This window comes from Acidobacteriota bacterium (assembly GCA_034211275.1).
Lineage (GTDB): Bacteria > Acidobacteriota > Thermoanaerobaculia > Multivoradales > JAHZIX01 > JAGQSE01.
On sequence record JAXHTF010000141.1, the window covers coordinates 1 to 17925 of the forward strand.

Below are 17925 nucleotides of genomic sequence, written 5' to 3' on the forward strand. Positions count from 1 at the left end.
TTCGGCCGAATCTTCGTTGTCGAACCTCGACGATTCCCGAATCGCCTGCGGTTCTCCGCCTTGATTCTGCTCGAAAATTTCTCGTTCTCGCTTGCGACTGACTTTTTCAGCAAGCTCCTAGCCCCCGGAACACGACCTCCGCTATGGGGGATCTCCTGGCGGCTACGAGAGATAGACCACCGCGAGAATGATCAATCCCAGCACCACGCGGTAGACCACGAAGATCGTGAAGGTTTGCTTCTCCAGCCAGTGGAGGAGCCAGTCGATGACCAGGTAGGCGGAGACGGCGGCGAGGATCAGGGCCAGGAAGAGGGCGCCGAGATCGGAGGTGGGAGGCGGGGCGGAGAGGAGCTCCACGAAATCCTTGCCCGCCGCCAGAATCCCCACCGGCACGGCCAGCAGAAACGAGAGCCGCGCCGAGGCCTTGCGGGTCAGCCCGGCGGCCAGGCCAGCGGTCATGGTGACGCCGGAGCGCGAGGTGCCGGGGATCAGTGCCAACGCCTGGGCCAGGCCGACGAAGATCGCGTCGCGCCAGCGCAGCTCCTCCTCCGTACGCCGACGGGCGCCGGCCTTGTCCGCCCACAGCAGCAACAGTCCGAAGCCGATGGAGGTGACGGCGATGACCACCGGATTGCGCAGCACCGTGGCGATGAACTCGTAGAAAAGCAGCCCACACACCGCTACCGGAATCGTCCCCAACGCCACCGCCCAGCCCAACCGCTGCTCGCCGCTCCACTGGCGCACCGGCGTCGACAGCGACCCGACCCCCGCCACCACCACCTCCCGCAGCTGCTCCCGCAGATACCAGATCACCGCCAGCAGGGTGCCGGTGTTCACCGCGATGTCGAAGCGCAGTCCCTGATCCTCCCAGCCGAAGACATAAGGCGCCAGAATCAAATGCGCCGACGAGCTGATGGGCAGGAATTCGGTGATGCCCTGGACCAGGGCCAGGACGATGATTTGTAGCAGGCTCACGGGATTCTCGTTGGCTTGGGGATTGGGTCGTTGATGCTTGGATCGGCCCCGCGAGGGGTTCAAACCCCTCGCTAGTACATCTCGTCCCTGGCGGGACGACACCCCCACCCCCCCACGATGCCCATCCAGGAGCCCTGGGAGCGCCGGCTTCTAGCCGGCTCTGGGGCGACGTTGGCCGAATGTATCCCCTACGATCCACCAATTCGCCGGCCGGGCCGTCCCCAGGCTGCAGCTGGTCAGCCTCGGCGAGACCGTCCGGCGATTGGCGGCTATACTACCTCGGTCCGAGCGAGGCGGGTCCTCGCAGCCCCCTCGAGTCGAGCTCGCCTGCCACCCAGCGAGCTCCTCGAGTCATGAGACCCCAAAAAGAATCGAGTCCACCCAGAAAATAACGCTCCCGAGAACTCATGAAGAATTATCTCGTCACCGGAGGAGCCGGCTTCATCGGCTCCAACTTCGTCCACCTCGCCCTCCGCGACCCCCGGCTGGAAGCCGACGACGTGCGGCTGGTGGTGGTGGACAAGCTCACCTACGCCGGCAATCTCGACAACCTCGCCGCCGTTTCCAACCATCCCCGGTTCGCCCTCGAGCGGGTCGACATCGCCGACCGCGGCGCCGTCCAACGGCTGTTCCGAGACTACGCGCCGGCGGCGGTGATCAACTTCGCCGCCGAGAGCCACGTCGACCGCTCCATCGACGACGCCAGCGCCTTCATCCGCACCAATATCGTCGGCGCCTTCGAGCTCCTGGAGGCCGCCCGCCACTATTGGATGGGGCTCCAGGAAGATGCCAAGAGCGCCTTCCGCTTCCTCCACGTGTCCACCGACGAGGTCTACGGCTCCCTGGGCGCCACCGGTCACTTCACCGAGCAGACCGCCTACGCCCCCAACTCCCCCTACGCCGCCTCCAAGGCCTCTGCGGACCTGCTGGTGCGGGCGTACCACAAGACCTATGGGCTCCCCACCCTGACCACCAACTGCTCCAACAACTACGGCCCCTACCAATTCCCCGAGAAGCTCATCCCGCTGATGATCCTCAACGCCGCCGAGGGCAAGCCCCTGCCCATCTACGGCGACGGTAGCAACGTGCGGGATTGGATCCACGTCGAGGACCACTGCCGCGGCGTGCTGGCGGCCCTCGCCGATGGCGAGCCCGGGGGGAAATACAACTTCGGCGGCAGCAGCGAACGCAGTAACGTGGAGGTAGTGGACGCCCTTTGCGCCGCCCTCGAAGAGCTGCAGCCGGCGGCGGACAACGTCCACCTGCAGGCCGCCGGGCTGAGCGAGTACACCGAGCTCAAGACCTTCGTCACCGACCGCCCGGGGCATGATCGGCGCTACGCCATCGACGACTCCCACGCCCGCGAAAGCCTCGGCTGGGAGCCCCGCCACGACTTCGAATCCGGCCTCCGCCACACGGTGCGCTGGTACCTGGAGCACGACGCCTGGTGCCGACGGGTGAGCACCGGCGACTACCGCCGGGAGCGGCTGGGCCTGGCGTCCGCCGCCGACAGCCCGACAGCAGAAGCGAACATGGCAGAGGCGCGGGTCGCCGAAGGAGGTCAGGGATGAGCTTTCAAAAAACTCCATTGCCGGGGGTCATCCTGGTCGAGCCCAGGGTCTTCCGCGACCACCGGGGCTTCTTCCTGGAGACCTACCACGCCCAGCGCTACCGCGACGGCGGCATCGCCGAAACCTTCGTCCAGGACAACCACTCCCGTTCCGGCCCGCGCATCCTCCGCGGCCTCCACGCCCAGCGCCACAAGCCCCAGGGCAAGTTGGTGCGGGCGGTGGAGGGCGAGATTTGGGACGTGGCGGTGGACATCCGGGTCGGCTCCCCCACCTTTCGCCAGTGGTTCGGCGCCGTCCTTTCCGCCACCAACTTCCACCAGCTCTACATCCCCCCCGGGTTCGCCCACGGCTTCTGCGTGCTCAGCGAGGCGGCCCAGGTAGAGTACAAATGCACCGACTTCTACGACCGCGACGACGAGATCGGCCTGCGTTGGGACGATCCGGATCTGGCCATCGAATGGCCGATCCAGGATCCGGTGCTCTCGGACAAGGACCGGGACGCCCCCACCACCGCCGAGCTTATGGACCAGCTGCCCACCTTCGAAGAGTAGTTCTTCGAAGGCTGGCAGCTCGTCGGAGGACCGTCGTCGGCAGTAGAACGAGCACCGAGAGAGAGGGGGGAATCGTGCAGTCCACGACCTTTGGAGATCAGGACCACCAGCAGCTCACCGAGCGCGGCATCGCGGTGGAGGAAGCCCAGCGCCAGCTGAAGGTGCTGCGCTCGCCGCCGCCGGCAGCGGACCTGGACCGCCCATGCACCGTCGGCGACGGCATCGAGCGGCTGGGAGAGAGCCAGGCCCAGGCACGTATCGGACGCTTCGAATCCGCCGCCGCCGCCGGCCGGGTGACCAAGATGGTCCCCGCTTCCGGCGCCGCCAGCCGCATGTTCCGCTCCCTCCTGCCTTATTTGGAGGAGCCCCAGAAGGCGCGACGGGAAGAGCTGCAGGCCCAGGCCGAAGCTGGAGATGACGGCGCCCAAGACGTCCTGCGGCTGGCCGACGAGATCGACCGCTTCGCCTTTCGGGACGAGCTGGCGGAGGCCCTGGAGCGCCAGGGCTCCTCCCTCGACCAGATCCGCGACTCCGGCGACTATGGCCCCCTCCTCGCGGCCCTGCTGGGCCCGAAAGGCCTCGCTCTGGCCTCCCTGCCCAAGGGCTTGATTCCCTTCCACTCCTATCCCGACGGCGCCCGCACCCCCTTCGGCGAGCATCTGGTGGAGGCCATGGCCTACGCCCGGGACGACCAGGACCGCTGCCGGCTGCACTTCACCGTCACCCCGGCCCATCGCCAGCGGGTCACCCAGCATCTGGATCAAACCGCCTCCCAGCTCGGCGACGCTCGCTTCCTGGTCAGCTACTCGGAACAAAGCCCGGCCACCGACACCCTGAGCCTGGACGAGCACGGCGAGCCCTTCCGCCTCGACGACGGCACTTTGCTGCTGCGCCCCGGCGGTCACGGCTCGCTGCTCCTCAACCTCGAAGAGCTGAGGGGCGATGTGGTGCTGGTGAAAAATATCGACAACGTCCAGCCGGAGCGCCTGCTGCCGACGGTGGCGCGCTGGAAGAAGCTCCTGGGCGGTTTCCTTCTGGAACTGGAAGAGGAGATCCACGGTCTGCTGAGGCGGCTCCACGGCGACAGCGGGAAGGACGACGCCGAGAATGGAGCGGCGGTGGACCAGGCCCTGGAGCTCATCGCCCGGCGCTTCGACTCCCGGGCCTCCGAGATCCCACGGGAGCGTCGCCGAACCTACGCCATGGACCGCCTGAACCGCCCGCTACGCATCTGCGGCATGGTGGTCAACCGCGGCGAGCCCGGCGGTGGACCGTTCTGGGTCAAGGATGGTTCCGGTGCCTGCTCCCCCCAGATCGTCGAGAGCGCGCAGATCTCCCACCGGCAACGCTCGCTGCTCCGCGGCGCGACGCACTTCAACCCGGTGGACCTGGTGTGCAGTCTCAAAGACTGGCGCGGTGAGCCTTTTCCCCTGCGCCACTTCGTCGATCCCGACACCGCCTTCGTCACCTCCAAGAGCTACGCCGGCCGGCCCCTCACGGGTCTCGAGCATCCGGGGCTGTGGAATGGAGCTATGGCGGGGTGGAACACCGTCTTCGTGGAGGTGCCGGCGGAGACCTTCTCGCCGGTCAAGACCGTCTTCGACCTGCTGCGGGCGGAGCATCAACCCGCGCCCTGATAGAAGCTCAACCCAGATAGAACCCCAATCCCTGATGGAGGAACCCCTGCAGTGACGTCTCGCGCCTCTCTACCCGAAGCCCCTGTTCCCCCGAAGCTCCCCCGGGAACGCAGATTCCGGCCTCTATGGTTGTTCTGTCTCAGCCTGCTAGCCCTTGTGGGCTGTGGTCCCGGCCCCGCCGACGTGGCGGGCACCTGGGAGCTGGATCTGCGCTTTGACGGCATCCAGCGGGACGTCACCCTGGAGCTCACCACCGACGATGGCGGCGAGCTCGCCGGCACCTGGACCGGTATGCGCGGCTCCTGGGAACTGCTGGAGCCGCGGCTTAGCCTGGGCAAGCTGTGGTTCGAGATCGAGCCCGAGACCATCGGCGGGCCGCTGCGGATGCGCTTCGCCGGCATGTTCCAGGGCGACCGTCTGGTGGGCACCCTGCAGGCGGGTCAAGGCGAGCTGATGCTGGTCGAAGCCGTGCGCAGCGGTTCTTGACTCCCTCCCCCTGCCCCCGACCCATGCCAAAAGGCCGGCCCCTCTTCGGGACCGGCCTTTTCACCGTCGATGGGTGGACACTACCGGATGGAGCCTTTCAGCGGCTCAATACTCGGACAGGTAGCGCTCCTGCTCCCATGGATGAACATGGGAGATGTAGTCCGACCATTCCTGCCGCTTGGCCGCCATGTAGTGCTCGGCGATGTGGTCGCCCAGCGCGTCCTTGATCACCGAGTCCTTCTCCAGATTGTCCAACGCCTCGGAGAGGTTGGCGGGCAGCTGCTTGATCTTCAGGCGCCGCTTCTCCCGCTGGCTCATGGTGAAGATGTTCTTGTTCACCGGCGCACCGGCGCTGGTCTCCTTCTCCAACCCGTCGAGGCCGGCGGCGAGCATCACCGCGAAGGCCAGATAGGGATTGCAGGACGGATCCGGAACGCGTACCTCGCAGCGGGTGGCCATGCCCCGGCGGGCGGGGACACGCACCAGCGGGCTGCGGTTCTTCTCCGACCAGGCGATGTTGATGGGGGCCTCGAAACCGGGCACCAGTCGCTTGTAGGAGTTGACCAGCGGGTTGGTCACCGCCACGAAGGCGCCGGCGTGATCGAGGATGCCACCGATGTAGCTGAGGGCTACCGGCGAGAGCTGAAACTCGTCGTCCGGGGCATAGAAAGCATTCTCGCCGTCGGTGGTGATCAGGCTCTGGTGCACGTGCATGCCGGAACCGTTGACGCCGAAGATGGGCTTCGGCATGAAGGTGGCGTGGAGACCATAATCCTGCGCCACCCGCTTGACCACCCAGCGGAAGGTGATGACCTTGTCGGCGCACTCCACCGCCTCGGCGTATTTGAAATCGATCTCGTGCTGCCCCGGCGCCACCTCGTGGTGGGACGCCTCGACCTCGAAGCCCATGGACTCGAGGACGATGACGATGTCCCGGCGGCACTGCTCGCCCTGATCTACCGGGGTGAGGTCAAAGTAGCCGCCGACGTCGTGGGTCTCCGTGACCACATTGCCCTGCTCGTCGGTCTGGAAGAGAAAGAACTCCGCCTCCGGGCCCGCCACCATGTTGTAGCCCATCTTCTGGGCGCGCTCCACCTGCTGCTTAAGCACACCCCGAGGACAGCCGGCAAAGGCGGAACCGTCGGGCATGTAGACGTCGCAGATCATCCGCGCCACCTTGGAGCCGTCGGGATTGGACCAGGGGTTGACCTGGAAGGTGTCGTAGTCGGGCACCAGCACCATGTCCGACTCTTCGATGCGGGTGAAGCCCTGAATCGAAGAACCATCGAAGAAGATCTGACCATCCAGCGCGTTCTCGAACTGGCTGCGGGGGACTTCGACGTTCTTATTGATACCCATGATGTCGGTGAACTGAAGGCGCATGAAGCGCACATTCTCCTCATCGACGATCTTCAGAATTTCCTGTCTATCCATTGAATTGGCCTCCGGATTGGTTGCGATGCGCGGATCATAGAAACACATTTCGCGAAAAGCAAGCCAAAATGAGCCCTAGTGACATCAAAATTTGGACGCTTTGACAGAATTCAGCCGTCACCGTGCACAGAAAGCAGTGCGCGCCAGGAAGCGGCTATCATCGAAGGCAGCCCGCAAACCCAACGAGCCACGGCTCTTATCCTCCCGGGAGCCAGCCCCATGACCGAGCCTCCTTCCCAAAACGGCCCAACCGACGGCCCAACCGAGGGCCCAGTCGAAGGCCCAGTCGAAGGCACCGAGCCGCACCTGCCCACGACCGAGACGACTCGCTCTTCCTCCGGCGGCCTATCCACGGATCAGATCTCGACCCAAGAGCTGTTGGCCCGGCTCGGACCGGACTCCCAGGAGCAGCTCCGGCAGCGCGCCCACCGGCCACCGCCCCTCCTCCCCGAGGACGCCTACAACCGCGAGGTGATGGAACAGACCCATCCGCCCCATTGGGTCAACCCGGAGCCGGCGCCGCTCTACGATCTGGTGGCGGTGGGCGGCGGTACCGCCGGGCTGGTAGCGAGCCTCGGCGCCGCCGCCGTCGGCGCCCGGGTGGCATTGGTCGAGCGGGACTTCCTCGGCGGCGACTGCCTGGTCCACGGCTGCGTTCCCTCCAAAGCGCTTTTGCGCGCCGCCCGCGCCTGGCACGCGGTGGCCCACGGCTCGAGCTTCGGAGCCCCCTCCGCCGACGGCCCCGGCAACTTCGGCGCGGTGATGGAGCGCCTCCGCCGGCTGCGCGCCGAGATCAGCCACCACGACGGCACCCGCCGTTTCGTCGACGCCGGGGTGGATGTCTTCCTCGGTCAGGGCCGCTTCGTCGCCGGCGACGCCCTGACGGTGGGAGGCCGGCAGCTGCGCTTCCGCCGCGCCCTGGTGGCCACCGGCGCCCGACCCACCCTGCCGCCCTTCGCCGGCCTCGAAGAAGGCTCCCAGGGCATCGATCCGGACGTGCTCACTTCCCACAGCGTCTTCTCCCTCACCGAGCTGCCACCCCGCCTGGCGGTCATCGGCGGCGGTCCGGTGGGCTGCGAGCTGGCCCAGGCTTTCGCCCGCTTTGGCAGCCGGGTGACGCTGATCCAGCGTTCCTCCCAACTCCTCCCCCGGGAGGATCGGGACGCCGCGCGGCTAATTCAAAAGAGTCTGGAACGGGACGGCGTGACTGTATGGCTGAATGCCGAAGCGGAGGCCCTGGAATCGAGGGGGACGAATCAGAAGAAAGAAAACCGGCGCCTGACGGTGCGCTCCCGCCCCGCCCCCAAGAGCGAGGCCGGCGAGGCCCCCGGTCCCGGGCCGGTGCGGATCCTGGAAGTCGACCGGATTCTGCTGGCCACCGGCCGCACCCCATCCGTCGCCGGCCTGGGGCTGGAGGCCGCCGGCGTCGCCTACGATGCCCAGGGCGTCCAGGCCAACGATCTCCTGGAAACCACCAATCCCCGGATCTACGCCGCCGGTGACGTCCTCGGCGGCCTGCAATTCACCCACCTCGCCGAGGCCCAGGCCCGCCTGGTGATCCGCAATGCCCTCTTCCCCTTCGGCCGGCGCAAGAACAGCAAGCTGGTGGTGCCCTGGTGCACCTACACCAGCCCGGAGCTCGGCCACGTCGGCCTCTACCGCCGGCAGGCGCGAGAGCTGGGCTTGGAGATCGACACCCTCGACGTGCCCCTGGCGCGCTCGGACCGCGCCCTCCTCGACCGCAGCGATCTCGACGGCCCGGCGGAGGGCTTCCTGCGCCTGCATCTGGCCGCCGGCCGCGACCGCATCGTCGGCGCCACGCTGGTGGCGGAGCACGCCGGAGAGATCCTCGCCGCCCTCAGCCTCGCCATCTCCTCCGGAACCGGCCTGTCCGCCTTCACCGACGCCATCTTTCCCTACCCCACCCAGGCGGAGGTCCTGCGCCGCGCCGCCGACGACCACCTCCTCCGCCGGCTGACCCCGCGCCGGAGGCAGTGGCTGCGGCGGTACTTTGCCTGGTTCCGGCGGTAAGAACGCCCACTACAGCCGTCTAAACTAAGAGCAAGATCCCGCTCCGCTCTCCGCTCACCACCGCTCCAGGAGGGACGCCATGCTGTTGGTTCGCCAGGTCACCGGTCCCGCCCACGCCGAGGTCGGCGCCGCCGTCATCTATCGCGTTACCGAATGGAACCAAGCCGATCCCGATCCTGCCGATACGGCGGCGGTGCATTGGCTGGTGAAGACTCAAGACGGTGGAGTGCTGCTGCATCAGCGGGATCAGGGCCTGGAGCTGATCCTGGAAATCCCGGGGACCTGGGCCGGTCACAGCGCGGTGGTGATGCCCTACCTGCGCTCCCCCACCACCCGCATCAGCGTCGCCACCGCCGTCCCCGCCCAGCCGCCGTCGGTGGACGAGCCCAAGAACGTGGAGGTGGAGCGCGAAGGCAGCCGGCTCTACGCCCGCATCAACGGCGAGCCCCGCTTCTACATCGGCAGCGACGTGCGCTACGGCAGCCGCCGCGGCCTGGCCAATCTCTACAACCCCCAGGGGCCGCTCTACCACCCGGAGGATTGGGAGGGCGCCCACGGGCACTGGGCTTGGTACCTCTATCCCACCATCCGCTGCGAGAGCCGGGGCTTCTTCACCTGCCTCAACACCTACGACCGCGCCCGCTTCACCTTCGGTCCTACTCAGCTGGCCGCCCACACTCCCGACGACAACTTCGTCGCCATCCTGCGGGAAATGCTCGACCTCCCCGCCGCCCAGGCCTACTTCCCCGACTTGACCGTCATCGACGGCCGCGTGCACCGGCGCCTCGACGGCGGCACCGAGAGCCTGGAATCCGCCGACAGCACCGCCGCGCTGCAGGACTACCTCAACCCCGACGAAAGCGCCGTCGACGACACCGAATCGGACCGCGCCGCCCGAGTCATCGATTGGTGCACCCGGGACCCGGCGCTGCGTGCGCTCAACATTCGCTTCAGCGTCGAGCAGCAGCGCCGCAAGCTCGCCCACTACGCCACCCGCCTGCCCCTCGACGGCCTGGTGGACAAACTGGTGCTGGTGGTCCTGGACGTCCTGCACCAGGGCCGCGGCGGCTTCCAATCCCTCCGCCGGGCGCTGGCAGACGACGACCCCTTCGACGCCCTGCTCAACATCGGCTCCTCCAGCTACCGCGAACGCGTCGCCACCCTGCGGCTGGGGATCCGCGAGCTGGAAGAACAAGGCCATGTGGGTCGGCGAGTGTACAGCCGGAGCGCGGGGGATTTCGTGGTGCCGGAGGGAGCCTGAAGCCCCTGATTCAGGGCGTTTCCAAAGGGGGGACCCAAGTGTTGGTTCTGAGCATTTCCCAAGGGGGGACCCAAGTGTTGGTTTTGGAGCCTCCCGGCCCCGAAGCCGGCCAGAGGCCGGCGCTCCCAGGAGGGATTTCCCAAGTAGGGACCCAAGTGTTGATCGTCCCCTTTCCCCAGGGAGGACCCAAGTGTTGGTTGCGCAGCTCAAACGCCCAGAAGACACCCGGAAACCAACGATTCCAGGAGGAGTTTCCCAAGGGGGGGACCCAAGTGTTGGTCGCAAGTGTTGGTCGCCCTTCCCAAGGGGGGGACCCAAGTGTTGGTCGCAAGTGTTGGTCGGCTAGTTTTGCGGCTCTAATACTCCTTCGAGGGCCGCCTGCAGTCCTGGCTGCTTGGAGACGGCCAGCTGGGCTGTCGCCCGGGCGGTGGTGAGCCAGCGCTGGCGGTCCGCCGGGTCGGTGGCGAGGCGGGAGCGGAGGTGCTCGACGTGGGCTCGTTCCGCAAGGGCATCGGGTTGCTCGGGGGAGCGTTCGAAGACTCGCTCGATCCAACTCGCAGCGGCATCCAAGTCTCGAGTCACCGGCGCTCGAAGCTCCGGCGCGGTATCGAGCCGCCAGCCGGCCCGGCGGCGGTGGATCTCCGCCAGCAGCAGCAAGGACGGCAACGACCGGCCTTTTTCGTACGCCTCCGTGCCGATCTCCAACGCCCGCTGCCAGGTCTTCTCCACCGTCCCGCCCCGGCGCACCGTGAGACGAGCCCGTACCAGCTGAGCCTGGCCGCGGATCAGCGCATAATCCGCCGGGAAGGGCTCGCGAGCATTCTCGATGACTTCCTGCGCCCGCGCCAGCAGCGCCGACGGATCCTCCCCGCGCTCCAGCGCCAGCCGGCCCTGAAGAGTCAGCAGATTGGCCAGGTTGACGCTGGTGGACGGCCGCCCCGGGTGCTCCGCCAGGACCTGCTCGAAGAGCTCGATGGCCTCGGCGAGGGCGAGGGTGGGATCGGCTCCCTGGGCCCGGAAGAGCTCGGCCTGGGACCACCGCACCAGGCCCAGGCTGTTGAACGCGGCAAGATAGCCGGGGCGAATCTCCAAGGCCATGCGGCAGGCTTGTTCCGCCTCTTCCAAGCGCTCTACCGCCGGCTCACCGAGGGTCAGCAGGTGGTACCCCCAATCCGAGTTGAGGATGCACAAGCCGTTGTACAGGCGGCTCGACCGCAGGCCCGGCGCCGCCAGCGCGCGGCGGTAGACCGCATCCGCCCGTTGCCAAAACTCCGCAGGATCGCCGCCCACGATCCCCGTGTGATGACCGGAGCTGGAGAGCACGTGCCCCAGGCTGAGCAGCAGGAAGGGGTCCTCCGGTGCGTGGCGCAACCCCTCTTCCAAAGCTTCGGCGGCCCGGCGATAGACCGGCAGGGGCTCGCCGCTTCGATCCGCCAGATAATTCGCCCGTACCCAGAGCGCGTTGCCCAGATGGCCCCAGGCGGCGGCATCTGCGGGATCGATCTCCAGCGCGCGCCGGGCATCCTCCTCCGCCGAGTCCAGAAGCTCCAGCGGCGACTCGCCTCGCGCCACCAATAACCGGGCCGCCGCCCAGGCTGCCTCGGCTCGCAGAGCGTAGGCGCGGCCTAGCTCCGGATCAGCCCGCAGGGCCGCGCCGCAACTGCTCAGCGCCCGGTCATAGGGGGAGGGATCCGGGGGCTGCCGATCGAAATTGAAGCGCAGCTCGCGGATGGCTCCCCGGCACTTTCCCAGCCGGGGCTCCGGATCGCTGGGGGCTACCTCGGTGGCCGCGCTGAACGATGCCTCACTACGCTCCAGGGCCTCTAGAGCTTCGGCCTGCGCCCCCGCCGCATCCTGGGTAAGCACCACCAGAAAAGCCGCCTCGGCGGCGAGGAGGTGACCCTCGTAATACCAGGGGCTGAGCCGCGCTGCTTCGCTCCCCTTCGCCTCGGCGGTGGCCAGATCGCCTTCCAGCAGAGCCATCAAACCCTCGAGCTCGACCACCTCGTGGGCCTGCAGCTGGGCCTCGGTGACGTCCACGGAATCGAGGTAGGTACGCGCCGGCCCGCCCAGCTCGTTGCGCGCCCGTCGCCGCTGGTGGTCCCGCAGCTCGGGATCCGGCACCCGCTCCGCCCGCTCCAAGGCTGCCTCGTAGAGCTCCGTCCACGCCCGGCCCAGGGCCACCGTCAGCTCCGGCGTACGCGCTCCCTCGTTCCAGGCCTGCTGCAAGGCCTCTCGAGCTTCTTCGACCCGCCCCAGCCGTAGCCGCGCCCGGCCCACAGCGGTCAGGCCGGCGCTGCGGCCCAGCTCGCCGGGGGCCGGTAGCTCCGCCTCCAGCTGCGCCAGCTCCTCTTCCACCTCCGCACGCTCCCGCCGGATGTCGTGGAGCGGGGTGAGATAGGTCAGCCGCAGCAGAGACTCCAAGCGTTGCGCTTGCTCGCCGAAGCGCTGGGCGAGCCGCGCCTGCTCGTTGGCCTGGTAGCGCACCCAGCCGGCGAGGGCGGCGAGAGCGATCAAGGCCAGGAGCGCCGCCGCGGCGAAGGCGGAGACCACCGGATGCCGGCGCACCCGTCGGCGGAAACGCTCACCGGGGCCGATGGGCCGCGCCCGAATCTCTTCACCTTTGAGGAAGCGCCCCAGATCGTCCGCCAGTGCCCGGGCGGAACCGTAACGGCGATCCGGATCCCGCTCCAGGCAGGTCATGACGATGGTGGCCAGGTCCACCGGCACTTGGGGAGCCCCCTTGCGCAGCTCCCGGGGCTCATCCCGCAGCACTGCGGCGAGGAGCTCCAGGGGCGTCGAGCCGGAGAACGGCAGGCGGCCGGCGAGCAGCTCGTAGAGCACTACCCCCAGGCTGTAGACATCGGTGCGGCGGTCCAGATCCGGCAATCCGGCGGCCTGCTCCGGGGACAGGTAGCCGGGGGTGCCGAGGGTCTCACCGGTGGTGGTCAGCCCCCGGGCTTCGGCCTCCCGGGCGAGGCCGAAATCCACCACGAAGGGCACCCGTTCGCCGTCCTCCCGCTCCTCCACCAGAATGTTGGAGGGCTTGAGATCCCGGTGGATGAGGCCTACGGCGTGGGCCGCCTGCACCGCCTCCGCCACGGTGCGCACCAGCCCCACCGTCTCCTCCAGCCCCAGATCTCGGACCGCCTCGTCCAGCGGCTCGCCGAAGATCCGCTGCATGGCGATGAACGGCCGCCCGTCCTCGGTCTTCCCCACTTCGTAGACCTTGCAGACATTGGGATGCTCCACCCGCACCTGCGCTCGCGCTTCCCGCAGCATGCGCGCCTCGGTCTCGGGGTCGAAGCGGCTCAAGACCTTGAGGGCCACCGGCCGCTCCAGCACCGGATCCCACACCTCGTACACCTCCCCCATGCCGCCGCGGCCGATGGGGGTACCGGTTTGATAACGCATGCTCTGATTCTCGGGGAGTCCCGGCGCTTCCTGGTGGCTGATGGATGGGTGAAGGAAGCGCTCGGGACAAACTGAGATTATCAGCCCCCGGTTCTCCCGAACGATCCTCCGGGAACGTGTAGACTACCCAGGTAAGTAGCCTCTAATACGAAGATCTGCGGAAGGATGCAGAGACCCGGAGTCCCTGGGACGACGGTGTGCTCTGCCGCGAGGATATCCACCGATGAGTGCACAGGCCGAAGGGCAATCGAGCCCGGCTCAGGGAAGCGACCGAGAAGCAGGGAACGCCGTCACGGAAGTCGACATTCTGATCGTCGGCTTCGGCTTCTCCTGCATTCCGCTCCTCCGGGAGCTCGATCTCCGGGGCACCGAGTACACCATCGTCTCGGATCGCAACCCCGTGTGGAAGCTGCTGGAAGAGTCGGGACGGCTGGACTTCGACCTGGTCAGCAGCTACCACGGCAGCTTCTACTCCTTCGACCTGGCCGCCGACCCCGAGGGCTACCGGGATCGCTACACCACCGCCGAAGAGTTCTACGGGATGCACCTGCGCTATCTCGAGCACTACCGCGACCAGATCCATTTCGACCACGTCGATCTGATCGAGAACTACGACACCTACAGCCTGGTGCACACCAGCGCGGGGAAAGTCTACCGGGCCAAGCAGGTGATCGTCTCCACCGGCTTCCGGCGCAAGATCCACAGCACCCTGAGCACCTTCGACTACAGCATCAAGGGCAAGACGGTCCTGTTCACCACCATGGGCGACTCGGCGAATCTGATGATCTCGAAGCTCATTCCCCGGGGCAACAAGATCCTGGTGGCGACGGATCGCTTCATGGCCCTGGACAAGATCCTCACCCTCTCCGGCCGCACCTTCACCAACGATCAGCTGGAGTCCCACAACCTCTCCTACGTGGCTCCGAGGGTCTATCGGCGCATCGTCTGGGGCTCCTTCACCACGGCGCTGACCCGCCTGGCCATCCTCTTGATGGGCACGCCGCTGCACCGCCCTGCGCTGCGCCTCATCGGCTGGATCGGCAAGCTCTTCACCTCCCAGCAATTCATCGCCAAATACCCCGAGACCTTCTCCTTCCGCTCCCCCCGCCAGCTCGCCCCCTGGTCGGCACGGCGCAAACTGGTGCCCTGGCCCAACGGCGTCATCGCCATCAAGCATTGGCCCATCGACGCCTATGCGGAGCATTTCGACGGGCGCATCGAGGAAGCCATCGAAGAAGGCTACATCCTCAACGACATCCACTACTTCATCGACCAGGGCTATGTCACCCTCTACCCGAAGTCCCGGTCCTCCATCGACCGCGAGGGCCAAACGCTGACCCACGACGGCGAGACCGTGGCCTACGACTTCCTGGTGGAGGGCGATCGGGAGACTCCGCGCATTCCCAAGATCGTGATCAAGCACTCCGGAGGAGACGGGGAGTACCGCTACCGCTTCAAGGGCGCGTACCTGGGCATCGTGCCGGAGGAGCTACGCAACATCTTCCTCATCGGCTTCGCCCGGCCGACGACGGCGGGGCTGGCCACGCTGACGGAGATGCAATGCCTCTTCGTCCATCAGATGCTCGCCGAGCCGGAGTTCAAGGCGTCGGTGTACGAGAATGTCTCGGAGCGCATCGAGAAATACAACGCCCGGCACTACCACTACCAGGAGGACGGCCCCGCGGACCACGTGGTCTTCTTCGGCACCTACGTGGAGGACGTGGCGCGGGCCATGGGCATCAACCAAAGCCTGCAGGATTGCAAGACCCGAGACGAGCGGACGAAGTTCCTCTTCTTCCCCAACGCTCCGTTCAAATACCGCGTGTCGGGGAAGTACGAGGTCGAAGGCTGCGACCGGCTGGTGGATCAGATTTACCGCAACCACGACCGCTTCTGGATCCACCGGGCGGGCTTCTGGCGGGTTCTCCTCTACCGCGTGATGATCGTCCTGGCGTGGCTCCGGTTCTACCTCGACGGCTCTATTTCCCTCGGAGGGTTCGTGGCTCTGCTGCTCCTGACGCCCCTCTTCTTCCGCGGGCTCCAGGTGCTCACCGGGCTGCTCTCGTCGAGCAAGAAGGTTGATGTGGCACAGATCGTCTACGCCGCCCTCGGCGTGGTGGCGGTGGGGATCTTCGGCGGCCACGCCCTGTGGTTCGTGCTCGGCGGCGACATGCTGGCAACGCTGGTGCTGCGCCAGCTCAAACCCTCCTGGGTGCGCTATGCCTTCGGCGATCTGAAGGTGAAGTCGAAATTCAAGGGCTTCTTCCAGCGCTACCTGGAGGCCTACCGCCGCGTCCATCGCATTGGCCAGGAGAAAGAGGCGGCCTGAGGCCCACAGCCCGGCTCCATCGCCGCCTCCGCCGCCAACCCATCGTGCCCTCCATTACCCTGATCCGCCACGGACCCATCACCCTCGATCTCGAGCAACCGGTGGAGGCTCGGCGCTTCGTCGAGTTGATGGACGAGGCAGACGCCAGCGGTATCCGGCCGGACGTGCCCCCGCCGCCGGAGCTCCTCGCGGCGGTCCGTGAAGCCGGCTGCTTCCTCAGCTCCGACCTTCGGCGCTCGCAGGAGTCGGCGGCCCTGGTGGCCCAAGGCCGGCCGGTGCAGGCGGATCCTCTCTATCGGGAAATCCCCCTGCGCTGTCATCTGCCCGGGAGCTTCCGCCTCCCCGCCCTCTCCTTCTTTCGCTTCTTGAGGCTGCTGCGCCGATGGGGGCTGGCCTTCGACGGAGAGTCCGTCGGGCAGACCCGTCGGCGAGCGGGGGAGGCGGCGGAAGCCCTGGAGAGCCTGGCCACCGCTCATCCTTCGGTGGTCCTGGTGGCTCACGCCATGATCAATCGCCAGATCGCAGGGGCTCTGCGGCGCAGGGGCTGGCGGGGACCGGAACGTCCGAGCTCGAAGAATTGGGGAGCGACGGTCTATCGCCGCGGGTGAGCCCCGGAACCTCGGCGGATCCGGGCCGGCGGCGTAGGGCCCGCTCCAGGAGCTCGGAGCCGGTGACGGACGTCGCCCGCAACCCCAACCGCTCGGCGAATCGCAGCACCCAGGACGAAGTCCCCGGCGAGGTTCCGTTGCTCGAAGCGACGCCATGGCCCGCAGTAGCCCTGGCACCGGACGGCCGGTGGACCACCAGATGAGTGCTGATGGGCATGATCTCCTCGACCTCCACCAGACCGTTCTGGGCCGAGGTGCGGCCGCTAGAGACCAGGTCCATGACGTAATCCGCCAGCCCCAGCCCCGGCGCGATCTCCACGCAGCCGTGGAGCTTGATGCATTCCACCGGCTGACCGAAAGTGGCGAAGTAGGCGGTGGCGATACGCGGGTAGGTGGTCGCCACCCGCACCGGACGGCCATCCCCACCCAGGCCGCAGGCCGCAACCTCCGGCGGCGCCAGCAGCGAGAGCCGGCAGCGCCCCAGGCCGAGATCCATCGCCGACACCGAGTCCGCCTCTTGCCGGCTCCGGGCCCCTTGCTGCTCGATGAAGATGTCGCTCCCCACGATACCCAGCTCGACGGCCCCCAGATTCACCAGCATGGCGATGTCTGCGTTGCGGGCCAGCACCAGGTCCAGCTCCGGCTCGTTGGTGCCGAAGCGGTAGCGCCGCTGTCCGGAGCGGCGGATGGTCTCCTCCGGGCGCACACCGACCTGGTCCAGAAGATCCAAGATGTCGCTCAAAAACCGGTTGCGCGGAGCCGCGAGGGTGCAGGAGCCGTCGGCGACCGAGGTCATGAAGCGGGCTCCCGGCCCCGGTCGGCAAGCTCCCGGGCCCGGTTGACGAGCAGCTTGAATAGATTGGAGTCCCCCAGCAGCTCGTCCAGCACCACCCGGTCCTCCGCCGGTGGGATGCCCACCGGCAGGGGGCCGGCGACGGACTTCGCCCCGGGAGCCCGCAGGCCGTCGATGGCCTCCACCAGCATCGCCGCTTCGTCCTTGCGCCGCGCCCGCAGAAAGGCCGCCTCGTCGGAGAGATCGAAATAGAACTCCACCGCGTCGGAGCTGATCAAGGCGTCGCGGAAGCGCTCCAGCTCCGAAAACCAGACCGCCATGCCCCCCCGGTCCTCGAAGCGGGCGTGGAGGAGACAGCTCTTCGCCTGCTGCATCGCCCGCTGGGGGTCGTCGAAAATCTCTTCCCAGCGTCCCTCTTCGGCGCAGAGGTGGAGCCGAAAGCTCTCGGCGATATGGGCCAGATCCTCCGCTCCGTGGTCTTGCCACGAGAGGGTGTAGGCGGCCATGCGAGGCTCTGGGTTGCGCCATGCTACCGAGCCCATTTGCCCGCGCTCGGGCTGCGACCAATTCTCGCGAATGCTCTCGTCCACCGCCCGCTCGATGGACAGCGCGGGCAGCCCCAGGGTCGCCGCCAGATGAGCGTTGGTGCCGGTGGAATTGCCTACCATGCCCCGCACCCGCGGCTGCGCCAGGAGCGCGGCGAACTCCCGAAAGCCGATCTCCGGCCGGTGGGCGCGGTCGCCGAGGAGAGGCAAGACCGACTCCGGCGCATTGGCCTCCGCGCACAGCTCCCGCACCAGTTGGTGATTGATCTCATCGGCGGCGAGGACGGGAC

At 67.4% G+C, this 17925-nt stretch carries 13 protein-coding genes; 8 read left to right on the forward strand and 5 right to left on the reverse strand.

Annotation, left to right across the window (positions count from 1 at the left end; all coding sequences use genetic code 11):
* Window positions 1–162: 162 nt before the first annotated feature.
* Complete coding sequence (locus SX243_18450) at window positions 163–975, reverse strand: undecaprenyl-diphosphate phosphatase (GenBank protein MDY7094959.1); 813 nt, start codon at window positions 973–975, stop codon at window positions 163–165.
* A 407-nt stretch (window positions 976–1382) separates the two neighbouring features.
* Between SX243_18450 and rfbB the strand changes: the two genes are divergently transcribed.
* The 4 genes from rfbB to SX243_18470 all read left to right on the forward strand — a co-directional run bounded on the left by rfbB (window position 1383) and on the right by SX243_18470 (window position 5220).
* On the forward strand, window positions 1383–2546 hold the full coding sequence (rfbB, locus tag SX243_18455) for a dTDP-glucose 4,6-dehydratase (GenBank protein ID MDY7094960.1): 1164 nt from the start codon (window positions 1383–1385) through the stop codon (window positions 2544–2546).
* Entirely contained in the window at window positions 2543–3097 is a 555-nt protein-coding gene (rfbC, locus tag SX243_18460) for a dTDP-4-dehydrorhamnose 3,5-epimerase (GenBank protein MDY7094961.1), read from the forward strand. Before rfbB ends, rfbC begins: the two co-directional genes overlap by 4 nt.
* A gap of 74 nt (window positions 3098–3171) precedes the next feature.
* Entirely contained in the window at window positions 3172–4734 is a 1563-nt protein-coding gene (locus SX243_18465) for a DUF4301 family protein (protein ID MDY7094962.1), read from the forward strand.
* A 129-nt stretch (window positions 4735–4863) separates the two neighbouring features.
* Window positions 4864–5220 carry a hypothetical protein gene (locus SX243_18470; GenBank protein MDY7094963.1) on the forward strand — a complete coding sequence of 119 codons (357 nt, stop codon included), beginning with the start codon at window positions 4864–4866 and terminating at the stop codon, window positions 5218–5220.
* A gap of 105 nt (window positions 5221–5325) precedes the next feature.
* Here the strand turns inward: SX243_18470 and glnA are convergent, their stop codons facing one another.
* The gene (glnA, locus tag SX243_18475; GenBank protein ID MDY7094964.1) at window positions 5326–6654 is read right to left on the reverse strand and encodes a type I glutamate--ammonia ligase; all 1329 of its coding nucleotides are present in this window, start codon (window positions 6652–6654) and stop codon (window positions 5326–5328) included.
* A gap of 219 nt (window positions 6655–6873) precedes the next feature.
* Here glnA and SX243_18480 point away from each other — a divergent pair, with 219 nt between their 5' ends.
* Both SX243_18480 and SX243_18485 read left to right on the forward strand, forming a co-directional pair.
* Window positions 6874–8685 carry a mercuric reductase gene (locus SX243_18480; GenBank protein ID MDY7094965.1) on the forward strand — a complete coding sequence of 604 codons (1812 nt, stop codon included), beginning with the start codon at window positions 6874–6876 and terminating at the stop codon, window positions 8683–8685.
* A 79-nt stretch (window positions 8686–8764) separates the two neighbouring features.
* Window positions 8765–9946, forward strand: a complete 1182-nt coding sequence (locus SX243_18485) for a hypothetical protein (GenBank protein ID MDY7094966.1) — start codon at window positions 8765–8767, stop codon at window positions 9944–9946.
* Between the two features lie 342 nt (window positions 9947–10288).
* On the opposite strand, the gene SX243_18490 is transcribed toward SX243_18485, so the two are convergent.
* A complete protein-coding gene (locus tag SX243_18490; GenBank protein MDY7094967.1) occupies window positions 10289–13360 on the reverse strand; it encodes a protein kinase in 3072 nt (1023 codons plus the stop codon).
* A gap of 223 nt (window positions 13361–13583) precedes the next feature.
* Between SX243_18490 and SX243_18495 the strand changes: the two genes are divergently transcribed.
* Together SX243_18495 and SX243_18500 are read left to right on the forward strand one after the other, a co-directional pair.
* Window positions 13584–15689, forward strand: coding sequence for a hypothetical protein (locus tag SX243_18495; GenBank protein ID MDY7094968.1), 2106 nt, complete (start codon window positions 13584–13586; stop codon window positions 15687–15689).
* 44 nt (window positions 15690–15733) lie between these two features.
* Window positions 15734–16297 carry a histidine phosphatase family protein gene (locus tag SX243_18500; protein ID MDY7094969.1) on the forward strand — a complete coding sequence of 188 codons (564 nt, stop codon included), beginning with the start codon at window positions 15734–15736 and terminating at the stop codon, window positions 16295–16297.
* Here SX243_18500 and hisG read toward each other — a convergent pair.
* Together hisG and SX243_18510 are read right to left on the reverse strand one after the other, a co-directional pair.
* Window positions 16197–17093, reverse strand: a complete 897-nt coding sequence (gene hisG / locus SX243_18505) for an ATP phosphoribosyltransferase (protein ID MDY7094970.1) — start codon at window positions 17091–17093, stop codon at window positions 16197–16199. The two genes, SX243_18500 and hisG, sit on opposite strands and share 101 nt — an antisense overlap.
* The coding region (locus tag SX243_18510; GenBank protein MDY7094971.1) for a hypothetical protein at window positions 17090–17925 on the reverse strand (836 nt) is incomplete at its 5' end. The genes hisG and SX243_18510, both read right to left, overlap by 4 nt.